Raw genomic sequence first — 10,334 nt, 5'->3', positions numbered from 1 at the left:
TCTCCACGGCAAACATCCCCGGCCACCCCCCTTAAAAGGAGCAACCTATCCAATGGCTGGTTTTTAAACCGCCACGCTCAGCAAATCGCTGGCGTTCCATTGGCCTGGTTTGTCACCGCCCTCTACACAAGATCCTCGCCCGCTGCGAAGAGATCCTGATTGAGACCTATCCGCGTCGAGTGAGCGCTGATCCCCTTAACCAGCCGCGCTAGATCCTCGGCGGTGAGATCGGGGAGCGATCCATGATCAAACGCGCGCTGAATTATCGTCCGAAAGATCGGTCCGATCGACCCAGCATGTAACGGCGCCGAGCCAACGTCATACTCGACGCGGGCCGGCACCGCCGGCTTCGACAAGGTCTTACGCAGATCCCAGGCTTCGCGACCGGAAATGCTGTCGATCCGCCGTCCCTTCACCGCCGCACGGGCTTTGTAGCGCCGGACCTGCACTCGCCTGAACAGCGGACCCGCCGAAATGTCCGCCGCCTGCGTCCATGCCACAATTGCCGAGACGGTGCGCGGGCTCAGGAAGGCGGTCGCCCCCTGCCCGTCCTGGTCGCCCTTGCTGCGCAGGATCTGGAGCAGCCGGGCCTCGGGATCGATCGCTTCCTCGATCTGCTCGATCGCGACCGCGACGAGCTCAGACGCGCGCAACCCGGTGTCGTAAGCGGTCGACAGCAACGCTCGGTCGCGCAGGCTCTGCAGATCGTCCGGACAAGCGTCCAGCAGCGCGCGGATGTTCAGACCGCGCGCTAAGTCGCGCTCGACATCGCGGACCGGTCCTTTGAAGCGCAGCGGTCGCGCCTGCTTTTGCGCCGTCCCCTTTTCGCGCCGGACGGCTGCCAAGCGCAGCTTCACCAGCGGCGCCACCGTCGGATCCTTCAGATCGAGCAACTGGTGGATCTTCGCGATTGACGCCCTGTAGCGGCCGAGCGAGGCGGGCTTGCTTCCTTTACCCGCCCGGGCATCGAGATAGTCGGCCATCCGACTGATGCAACAGATCGGGCAGCGCACGCACGAACTCGGTCATCATCGTGTCGGACCCGCTGTAGATCAGATCGGCCTCGCGTCGCGCACGATCGATCCACTGCGGCGTCGGTCCGCTGACGATCTCCACCTTGGTCCCACTCTGCTGCTCGAACCGGTCAGCGGCGTCACGCATCGCCGGCGCCGGCCCGCCGGGACCAAAGACCCGCAATTGCGCCGACGCCGGCGCGGCGCCGAGCAGCAGGACGACTGCCACGTATAGGAGCGAACGTATCATTTGGCCTCGTTCTCGGGTGGCTTGAAATGGTTGAGAGGTATCTTCAGGAACGCACGGCCGCACGGTTCGGGATCGGGAAGTCTGCCGCCGCGGATGTTGACCTGCAGCGCGGCAAGCATCAGCTTGGGAAGCGGCAGTGTTGCATCGCGCGTGTCGCGCAGCTTGACGAAATCGACCTCGCTGCGATCGCCACCGACATGCACGTTCTTCGCTTTGTGTTCAGCGACGGTTGCACAGCACTGGACGTCGCGATCATCCTTTTCATAGTCGTGCCCGACGAACAGCGCCGTGTCGTCCGGCAAAGCCAGTAAGCGTTCAATACTTCGATACAATGAGAGCGAGCTACCGCCCGGAAAGTCCGCACGCGACGTGCCCATATCGGGCATCATCAGCGTATCGTGGACAAACGCTGCGCCATCAGTTGCATAGGTGATCGACGCCAGCGTGTGACCTGGCGAAAACAAAACGCGCATCTCGGTTTCACCGATCATGAAACTGTCGCCGTCCCCGAATAGCCGATCCCATTGCGACCCATCAGTGGGGAAGTCCTGAAGGCAGTAGATGTCGCGCCAAAGTTTCTGGACCTCGACCACATTAGCGCCAATCGCGCGCGGGATACCCAGGGCATCCGCCAGATAGGGCGCCGACGAAAAATGATCGGCATGCGGATGCGTATCTAGGATCCAGTCGACGGTCACCTGCTGCTCCTTAACAAAGGCCAGCAAAGCATCCGCATTGCGTGTGGCGGTCGCGCCGGACATCGGATCGAAGTCGAGCACCGGGTCGATAATAGCCGCATGATTGGTCGCGCGATCGATCACGATATACTGCCAGCTGCCGGTCGGCTCGTCCCACAGCGCCGCGACTGAAATCTCGTCCAACTCGAAGCGTCTCAACGCGCGTCTCCTTTCGAATTACACAATGATTGTAAGCGTGTTAGGTTGCAACCGCTGATGCGTGCCCCACCGGAGATCGGAAGTGAGCACTTGCAGGAGTTCAACCGTGCTTCCGTCTGCATTGGCGAAAAGATGAATTCCGTCCGTTCGCCTTGAGCAACCGGGTGATTGCTTGATCGCCGTGCACAGGGCCGCACGGGTTACTGCGCCGTACACGCTCCATTGGGTGCCGCAGGGGGCATGCTCGGCTTACGCTCGTCTAGCATGGCAATGGCTGTCGCCGGATGGCCCAAAGCATCAGGGCCATTCCGCCAGCGATCATCGGGATACAGAGCCATTGCCCCATATGCAGCCCGGTTGCGCTCGTGAAGGCAATGAGTTGCTGGTCAGGCTCGCGAACATATTCGACGAGAAACCGGAACACACCATAGCCCAGAATAAACGCGCCGCTCAGCATGCCGGGACTCTGACGCGCATTGGTGAAACGGAACAGGGACCAGAGCAACAGGAACAGACACGGCCCTTCGAGCGCCGCTTCGTAGAGTTGGCTCGGATGGCGGGGATAGGGGCCGCCGCCGGGAAAGACGATGCCCCAGGGTAAAGTCGTTGGCCGCCCCCAAAGCTCGCCATTTATAAAATTCGCAAGGCGGCCAAGCAGCAGCCCGATCGGGGCGCACATCGCGACATAGTCGATGATCCTAAGCCACCGCAGGCTATGGCTGCGCGCAAATATGATGATTGCGATCGCCACGCCGAACGCACCTCCATGGAAGGACATGCCGCCCGCCCAGAGTTGGAAGATCTTCAAGGGCTGCGCGACGTAGGTGCTCAAGTCGTAGAAGAGAACATAGGCAAGACGCCCGCCGATGATGATGCCCGCCGTCACCCATGTCACCAAGCCGTCAGCTTGTTCACGCGTCAACGGTGCGCCGTCTTCGGTGAGCAGCCGGATCAAATAGAGCCAGCCCAGTAGAATACCCGCAAGATAGGCGAGGCTGTACCAGCGCAGCGCGAACGGCCCGATCTGAACCAGCACGGGATTGAGATGCAGCGACGAAAAATAGATCGCGGTTTGGGCATGACCCGCGAGACTCATAGAATAGTCCATTCTAAGGGAAAAATGCCCCTTCGCATCTTCCTAACTCAGGCTCAATGGTATCCTCGGCATGCTCCTCCCCCAAAAGTCCTCTGCGCAGCAGAACGGCGCTCTGCGACATCCGGGATGAGTGAGCGTTTCTTGCGTCCCACGGGCATCGTGTCGGCGGCGCGCCGTATTTTTCGGTCCAGTGAAGCCAGCTTCATTCTCCTGGCGGTCGGCGTTGGCATTGCTGCGGGCCTGCTTGCGGCTATGCTCGGCGCAACTGCGCATTTTTTCCAGTCCACGCTCTACGGGCTCCAGGTCGATGATCGCTTGAGCGGTCTTGCGCACATCCCGCCCGTACGGCTTCTAGCGTTGCCGCTAGGCGGCCTGGTGCTCGCAGGGATCGTTCTCCTTGTCCGCAATCACAAGCGGACAGCTATCGACGTCGTCGAGGCGAATGCTCTCCATGGCGGGCGCATACCTTTTCGCGACACGATGCTCGTATCCGGTCAGACATTGGTTTCCAACGGTTGCGGTGCATCGGTGGGGTTGGAGGCGGCTTATGCGCAAGCTGGAGGCGGCATCGCATCACTCATCGGCCAATGGTTGAACCTGCGGCGCAACGACCTGCGTGTTCTGGTGGGTGCAGGAGCCGGGGCCGCGATCGGTGCGGCGTTCGGCGCACCTCTGACTGGCGCCTTCTACGCTTTTGAAATCGTCATCGGCGCTTACACGCCGGCGAGCATCGCTCCCGTGGTGGCAGCTACCTTGGCAGCGGTCGTAACCGCGCGCACGCTCGGCGCAACGCCCTACCTCATTGCCGCGACCAGCAGCCAGAGCCTCGCGACAGTGGACTATCTGCTTTATGCCGTCCTGGGCCTCGTTTGCGCGGTAGTGGGCATCGCACTGATGCGCTTGGTATCTTTTGCAGAAGCCTCTGTCCGGCGTACCAAGCTTCCGGAATGGGCAAGGCCGATAGTGGGCGGCACGTTGCTTATTCCGATCGCGCTGGCATCTCCTCACGCGCTTTCGGCTGGGCATGGAGCGCTGCATCTCACCATCGGTGGAGAACTGGCGATCGGCGCGCTTGCCCTAATTTTCCTGCTCAAATGCCTGGCCTCCGTGGTGTCTTTAGGATTCGGCTTTCGCGGCGGCCTGTTTTTTGCGTCACTTTTCCTGGGGGCCTTGCTCGGTCAGATTCTTACCGGGCTATGGATGCTGATCCCTGGCGTTGTCCCGTTATCGCCGGTGGATGCGGCGCTGGTCGGGATGGCCGCGCTGGCTGTGGCGGTTGTCGGAGGGCCGATGACCATGTCCTTGCTGGTACTCGAGGCAACACATGATTTTGGCATCACGGCGGTGGTGCTGACGGCAACGCTGTGTTCGAGCGCCCTCGTCCGTGAACGCTTCGGCTATTCCTTCTCGACCTGGCGTCTGCACCTGCGCGGAGAAGTGATCCGAAGCGCCCGCGATATTGGCTGGATGCGTTCGTTGACGGCACGCAAGATGATGCGCGCTGCCCCGGCGACCGCACTGCCGACACTTTCGATGTCCGATTTCAGGCAGCAGTTCCCGTTGGGTTCGACGAGCCGGGTACTCCTGCAGGACCGATCAGGCCTCTACGCGGGCCTAGTGCCGACCGCGGCCGTCTTTGCAGATTTGGGCTCGGCGGAGCGGGCCATATCCGAGTTGGCCATCCTCCAGAATGTCGTGCTCTCACCTGAAATGTCGATCGCCTCAATCATGGAAGCATTCGACGTGAGTGGAGCCGACGATCTCGCCGTTGTCGATGAAGATCGACGGATTTTGGGTATGCTGACCGAAAAATACGTTCGCAAACGCTATGCTGACGAGATCGATCGTTCGCAGCGCGACCTTTATGGCGAAAACTGACTGCCTGTCGATGTCGCGCTGGCGATCAGGTCTTCAGCCAGAAGCGCAGAATCATCGATACTGCACCGAGCGCAACAACGCTCCCGGTCCAGATCAGCGCCATCCATCCCAGCCGCTTCCAAAAGGGCGTATACTTCATCAGTGATAGCCGTGCGTGCCAACTTTGCCACGAAAGACCCAATAGGCCCATCCAGTATAGGCAAGGATGACCGGCATGATGATCGCGGTCCCTACCAACATGAATATCTGGCTCCGCTCGGGCGCGGCAGCATCCCATATGGTGATGCTGTCGGGCACGATGTAGGGAAATAGACTGATGCCAAGTCCTGCAAATCCTAACGCGAACAGGGCCAGCGCAAGCAGAAACGGTGCAGCGGTGGCCCCGCCGCGCAGTTTGCGGAAAAACAGGAAAGCGACGATCCCGGTAAGCAGCGGCACTTGCGCCGTCGCCAGCACGCCGGGCATGTCGAACCAGCGCTTCCAATATTCGAACTGCAGGAACGGGGTGGCGGCGCTGACCGCCGCCATCGCGACCAGCGTGCCTGCCCCGGCCCACAGCGCCAGCCGGCGGGCATGCGCCTCTGCGCTACCTTCGACTTTCCAGATCAGCCAGGCAGCGCCGAGCAGCGCGTAGCCGATGACCACCCCAGCGCCGGTCAACAGGCTGAACGGGGTCAACCAGTCGAGCCAGCCACCGGCATAGGCCTGGTTTTCGACCTGAACGCCTTGGAGGATCGCGCCCAGCGTCACGCCCTGCGCAAAGGCGGCTATGAACGAGCCCAGGCTGAACGCAATGTCCCATAGCGCACGGTGCCGTGGGTCGCGCCAGCGGAATTCAAAGGCCACGCCACGAAAAACGAGCCCCAAAAGCATCGCGATAATAAGTGGGTAGGTCGCGGTCAGGACGACACCATAGGCGAGCGGGAAGGCAGCGAATAGCCCGCCGCCGCCCAGCACCAGCCATGTTTCGTTGCCGTCCCACACCGGCGCGATCGAATTCATCGCCTGATCGCGCTCATCCCCAACTTTGAAGCTCGGGAACAGGATGCCGATGCCCAGGTCGAACCCGTCCATGACAACGTACATGAATACGGCGAAGGCGATGATGAAAGCCCAGACGACCGTCAAATCGACGTTGATACCCATTTTGTTTACTCCGCCCCAGTCGCGATGGCAGGCGCAGGCGTAATACCCGCAGTGCGTACCGGCACATGCTCAGGCTCGGACTCATGCGGCCCGGCCGGCTTGTGCATCAGATGCAGGATGTACCATGCGCCCGCACCGAAGACTGCGAAATACACGATGACGAACGCGATCAGCGAGGCGGCAACCGCAGGCGCGGCGAGAGGCGACGCGCTTTGGGCCGTGAGCATGTGGCCATAAACGGTATAGGGTTGGCGCCCCACCTCCGTCGTGATCCACCCGGCAATCACTGCCACGAAGCCTGACGGCCCCATCAGCACGGCGGCGCGATGCAGCCACGACCAGTTGTAGAGACGTTTACGCATCCGCGCGACCAGGCTCCACAGACCAAGGCCCAGCATGGCAAAGCCGATGCCGACCATTACCCGGAAAGACCAGAAGATGACCGGCACGGGAGGCTCACGGTCATCGGGAATCGTATCGAGGCCGGCGAGCGGTGCGTTCAGATCATGCTTCAGGATCAGCGATGACGCTTTGGGAACCTCCACGGCATAATCGATGCGTTTCTCCGCGCTGTTGGGAATGCCGAACAGGATAAGCGGCGCACCGTCCGGGTGGCTCTCGTAATGCCCCTCCATGGCCATGACCTTGGCGGGCTGATGCTCCAGCGTGTTGAGGCCGTGCATGTCGCCAGCGAAAATCTGAATCGGCGCGACGATCGCTGCCATCCACATTGCCATGCTGAACATCTTTCGCGCATGCAGGTTTGCGCGGTCGCGCAGCAAATGCCAGGCGCCGACCGCGCCCACGACAAAAGCGGTGGTCAGATAGGCGGCGATCACCGTATGGATGAGTCGGTAGGGGAAACTGGGGTTGAAGATGATCGCCAGCCAGGATTCGCCCGGCAGGAAACGGCCATCGGGTGACATCTCGAAGCCGGTGGGCGTCTGCATCCAGCTGTTCACCGACAGGATCCAGAAGGCCGAAATGAACGTGCCAAGCGCCACCATGCAGGTAGCGGAGAAATGCAGGCCTTTGCCGACCTTGGACATGCCGAACAGCATGACGCCGAGGAAGCCGGCCTCCAGGAAGAAGGCGGTGAGCACTTCATAGGCCATCAGCGGCCCGATCACCGGTCCTGCCTTTGTGGAGAAGACAGACCAGTTGGTGCCGAACTGATAGGACATGACGATGCCCGAGACGACGCCCATAGCGAAAGCAATGGCAAAGATTTTCACCCAGTAGCGAAACAGGTCGAGATAGATGTCCCGTCCGGTTTTCAGCCACAGTCCTTCCAGGACCATCAGATAGCTGGCCAGGCCGATTGAAAATGCCGGAAAAATGAAGTGGAAGCTGACCGTGAACCCGAACTGGATTCGGGCGAGCAGCAGAGCATCGAGGCCGTCGAACATCTTTAGTCTTCCGGTAAAGCTGCGCGCTGTGCGCGCCGCCAGCGATTGAATGTCTTTTCCGATATACCGATTTGCCGGCAACTGGCGCAAACGCCCTGACCGGCGGCGATCAAGGCGGCAATCGCCTGGCAGCGGCGTTCCTTGTCGGGGATCGTGGTCACAGGGCCGCCGCGCTCTTCCAGAGCATATAGGCCGCAACGACGAAGATCAGCACCGCGAACACGGTTGTCAGCGTGCCAGTGCCAGACAGCCTCTTGGCTACGATCGTGCCAATAAACCCGCCCGCAACACCGCCGGCAATGAACACGCCGGCCAGAGCCCAGTCGATCAACCCGGAAAAGGCGTAATTGGCCGCGGTAGTGAGGCCAAACGCCGTCACCGCAACCAAGCTGGTGCCGACCGCGTTGATAATCGGCATGCTGGTCGATGCAACGAGGCCGGGGACGATCAGGAAACCGCCGCCGATGCCGAAGAAGCCCGAGAAGATGCCGGTGCCCAGACCATAGCCCAGAACTTTGGGCGCATTCTCACGATTGCATTGGGCACCCGGTATGCCGAGCGCCTTGCGCCCGCGCAGCATCAGTATGCCGACGACGATCATCACCAGGGCGAACAGGAACAGCAGCTTCTGTCCGTCAAACGCCTTGCCGACCGTCGACCCGCCCAGCGCGCCAAGGATGCCTGCCGCGGCATACATTCCGCCGCAGCGCCATTTGACCGTATGCTCGCGTGCATGGCTGGCCAGCCCCGTCGCGGCGTTGACGGCGACCGCCAGCGCCGACGTGCCGATCGCGACATGCGGGCTGGAGACACCGACCAGATAGACCATCAGCGGCACGGCGAGGATCGAGCCGCCGCCGCCAACCAGTCCCAGCGAAAAGCCGACCAGCGAGCCTGACAGGAGGCCCAGCACATATTGCAGGGGTTCGAGCATGGTGATCACGCCGCCTGACGCACGCGTTCGATCGGTTGCGGCTTGACAAGCCACTCATGCCCCTTGAGCATGCCGTTCCAATAAATCCAAGGCAGCGCCTCCGACTTGAGCAGCCACGACAACCTGGCCGGCTGCGTTCCATCGATCAGCCATTTTGGGAAGCTGGGCATGAGCTTGCCACCATAGCCGAACTCGGCGAGGACGATCTTACCCTTCTCCACAGTGAGTGGGCATGAGCCATAGCCGTCATAGCCGGCAACCGGCTCGCCACCCTTCAGAATTGCGAGCAGATTGACCGCCACGATCGGCGCCTGTTTGCGCGCCGCGGCGGCGGTCTTGGCATTGGGTGTGGAGCCACCATCGCCAAGGCCGAAGATATTGGGATAGCGGACGTGCTGCATCGTCACCTGATCGACCTCGACATAGCCTGCCTTGTCCGCCAGCAGACTGTCCGCAACGAAGCGCGGCGCGATCTGCGGCGGGGTTACATGCATCATGTCGAACGCGCGCGTTACTTCGCCCGTCTTTTCGCGGAAGGTCGCTGTTTTCGCCGCGCCGTCGACCGCAATCAGGGTAGATTCGAAATTAAGGTCGATGCCGTACCGCTCGACATAGCCCATCAGCGCGGGGACATAGTCCTTCACGCCGAACAGCACGCCGCCCGCGTTGTGGAAGGCAACATCGATGTTGTTCAGGACACCGCGTTCAAGCCAGTTGTCGCACGACAGGTACATCGCCTTCTGCGGTGCGCCAGCGCATTTGATGGGCATCGGCGGCTGCGTGAACAGCGCCACGCCTTCGCGCAAATTGCGGACCAGTTCCCAGGTGTAGGGCGCCGTGTCGTAACGATAGTTGGACGTCACGCCATTCTGGCCCAGCGTTGCCGCCAGCCCGTCGATCGCATCCCAGTCCAGCATATTGCCCGGCGCAACGACCAGCGCGCGATAGCCGATCACGCTGCCATTGGCTGTCGTCACCTGATTCTGTTCGGGTTGAAAGCTTTGAGCAGCTTCCCTGAGCCATGTGACACCCTTGGGCATCACCGACGCCATCGAATGGCAGGTTGATTTCGGTTCGAAAACACCTGCACCGACCATCGTCCAGCCGGGCTGGTAATAATGTTCGGTACGCGGTTCGATGATCGCCACCGAAAGCTTGGGATCCCGCTTAAGGATCGATGTCGCCGTCGCGATTCCGCCTGCACCGCCGCCGACAATTACAACGTCATAGCGCGCGGCGGGGCGATCGGCCGCGGGGCCATCCGGGCTGCTGGTCGATGCGGTCTCGATCCGGCCGCGCAATTGCGACAGGTCATAGCCCGCCGCATTTGCCGCGCTCAGGATGGCTGCGGTCGGGCGCGATCCAGCCTGGGACAATGCCCAGAGCGTCGTGGCGCGGGTGCCTGTCCGGCAGAAAGCGAGAGTGGGGCCATCGGCAGATGCCAGCGCATCGCCAAAGGCCATAACCGATGCCTCGTCGAAATTGCCACCGCTGATGGGAATATAACGATAGGCAATGTCGAGCGCGTCAGCCTTTGCCTTCAGGTCGGCTGAGAGAGGTTGGCCGGGCTCTTCGCCATCAGGCCGGTTGTTGATGATCAGACGGACGCCAGCAGATGCGGCCTGGTCAATGTCTTCCGGGGTAATCTGGCCACAAACGAGCAGCTTTTCGTCGAGCTTATGGGGATTCATTGAACCTCTCCTTTTTTAAGT

The 10,334-nt window shown here is 61.3% G+C and carries 10 protein-coding genes and 1 pseudogene; 1 reads left to right on the top strand and 10 read right to left on the bottom strand.

The features are described 5' to 3' along the window. Positions 1 to 128: 128 nt before the first annotated feature. The 4 genes and pseudogenes from KRZ98_RS12460 to lgt all read right to left on the bottom strand — a co-directional run. Positions 129 to 983 (bottom strand): annotated as a pseudogene (locus KRZ98_RS12460) (tyrosine-type recombinase/integrase); the annotation flags it as partial. Then, positions 952 to 1,263, bottom strand: coding sequence for a substrate-binding domain-containing protein (locus tag KRZ98_RS12455; RefSeq protein WP_217673838.1), 312 nt, complete (start codon positions 1,261 to 1,263; stop codon positions 952 to 954). The pseudogene KRZ98_RS12460 and the gene KRZ98_RS12455, both read right to left, overlap by 32 nt. Next, on the bottom strand, positions 1,260 to 2,159 hold the full coding sequence (locus KRZ98_RS12450) for an MBL fold metallo-hydrolase (protein ID WP_217673837.1): 900 nt from the start codon (positions 2,157 to 2,159) through the stop codon (positions 1,260 to 1,262). The genes KRZ98_RS12455 and KRZ98_RS12450 overlap by 4 nt, the downstream gene beginning before the upstream one ends. A gap of 259 nt (positions 2,160 to 2,418) precedes the next feature. Further along, a complete protein-coding gene (gene lgt, locus KRZ98_RS12445) occupies positions 2,419 to 3,255 on the bottom strand; it encodes a prolipoprotein diacylglyceryl transferase (protein WP_254798311.1) in 837 nt (278 codons plus the stop codon). 126 nt (positions 3,256 to 3,381) lie between these two features. Between lgt and KRZ98_RS12440 the strand changes: the two genes are divergently transcribed. Next, complete coding sequence (locus tag KRZ98_RS12440) at positions 3,382 to 5,133, top strand: chloride channel protein (RefSeq protein ID WP_217673835.1); 1,752 nt, start codon at positions 3,382 to 3,384, stop codon at positions 5,131 to 5,133. Between the two features lie 25 nt (positions 5,134 to 5,158). On the opposite strand, the gene KRZ98_RS12435 is transcribed toward KRZ98_RS12440, so the two are convergent. Genes KRZ98_RS12435 through KRZ98_RS12410 form a run of 6 tightly spaced genes read right to left on the bottom strand, consistent with a single transcriptional unit; the run spans position 5,159 to position 10,313 of the window. Then, the gene (locus tag KRZ98_RS12435) at positions 5,159 to 5,272 is read right to left on the bottom strand and encodes a DUF2474 domain-containing protein (RefSeq protein ID WP_082919883.1); all 114 of its coding nucleotides are present in this window, start codon (positions 5,270 to 5,272) and stop codon (positions 5,159 to 5,161) included. Beyond that, the gene (gene cydB, locus KRZ98_RS12430) at positions 5,272 to 6,279 is read right to left on the bottom strand and encodes a cytochrome d ubiquinol oxidase subunit II (protein ID WP_086486350.1); all 1,008 of its coding nucleotides are present in this window, start codon (positions 6,277 to 6,279) and stop codon (positions 5,272 to 5,274) included. Before cydB ends, KRZ98_RS12435 begins: the two co-directional genes overlap by 1 nt. 5 nt (positions 6,280 to 6,284) lie before the next feature. Further along, entirely contained in the window at positions 6,285 to 7,688 is a 1,404-nt protein-coding gene (locus tag KRZ98_RS12425; RefSeq protein ID WP_217673834.1) for a cytochrome ubiquinol oxidase subunit I, read from the bottom strand. A gap of 2 nt (positions 7,689 to 7,690) precedes the next feature. After that, positions 7,691 to 7,849 (bottom strand): helix-turn-helix domain-containing protein, encoded by a 159-nt coding sequence (locus tag KRZ98_RS12420; protein ID WP_217673833.1) that lies wholly within the window; start codon positions 7,847 to 7,849, stop codon positions 7,691 to 7,693. After that, positions 7,846 to 8,622, bottom strand: a complete 777-nt coding sequence (locus KRZ98_RS12415) for a sulfite exporter TauE/SafE family protein (RefSeq protein ID WP_217673832.1) — start codon at positions 8,620 to 8,622, stop codon at positions 7,846 to 7,848. The genes KRZ98_RS12420 and KRZ98_RS12415 overlap by 4 nt, the downstream gene beginning before the upstream one ends. Positions 8,623 to 8,627: 5 nt before the next feature. After that, positions 8,628 to 10,313, bottom strand: a complete 1,686-nt coding sequence (locus tag KRZ98_RS12410; RefSeq protein WP_217673831.1) for a bifunctional protein tyrosine phosphatase family protein/NAD(P)/FAD-dependent oxidoreductase — start codon at positions 10,311 to 10,313, stop codon at positions 8,628 to 8,630. Between the last annotated feature and the right edge of the window lie 21 nt (positions 10,314 to 10,334).

Origin of the sequence: Sphingobium sp. AS12, from assembly GCF_019097845.1 — a bacterium.
Lineage (GTDB): Bacteria > Pseudomonadota > Alphaproteobacteria > Sphingomonadales > Sphingomonadaceae > Sphingobium.
This window is presented reverse-complemented; position numbering and strand designations above follow the sequence as displayed.

What these genes read in the sequence shown, in the direction of transcription:
- KRZ98_RS12455 (WP_217673838.1), bottom strand. Translation starts at nt 1,263, where the DNA reads ATGATACGTTCGCTCCTATACGTGGCAGTCGTCCTGCTGCTCGGCGCC.
- lgt (WP_254798311.1), bottom strand. Translation starts at nt 3,255, where the DNA reads ATGAGTCTCGCGGGTCATGCCCAAACCGCGATCTATTTTTCGTCGCTG.
- KRZ98_RS12440 (WP_217673835.1), top strand. Translation starts at nt 3,382, where the DNA reads ATGAGTGAGCGTTTCTTGCGTCCCACGGGCATCGTGTCGGCGGCGCGC.
- KRZ98_RS12435 (WP_082919883.1), bottom strand. Translation starts at nt 5,272, where the DNA reads ATGAAGTATACGCCCTTTTGGAAGCGGCTGGGATGGATGGCGCTGATC.
- cydB (WP_086486350.1), bottom strand. Translation starts at nt 6,279, where the DNA reads ATGGGTATCAACGTCGATTTGACGGTCGTCTGGGCTTTCATCATCGCC.
- KRZ98_RS12425 (WP_217673834.1), bottom strand. Translation starts at nt 7,688, where the DNA reads ATGTTCGACGGCCTCGATGCTCTGCTGCTCGCCCGAATCCAGTTCGGG.
- KRZ98_RS12415 (WP_217673832.1), bottom strand. Translation starts at nt 8,622, where the DNA reads ATGCTCGAACCCCTGCAATATGTGCTGGGCCTCCTGTCAGGCTCGCTG.
- KRZ98_RS12410 (WP_217673831.1), bottom strand. Translation starts at nt 10,313, where the DNA reads ATGAATCCCCATAAGCTCGACGAAAAGCTGCTCGTTTGTGGCCAGATT.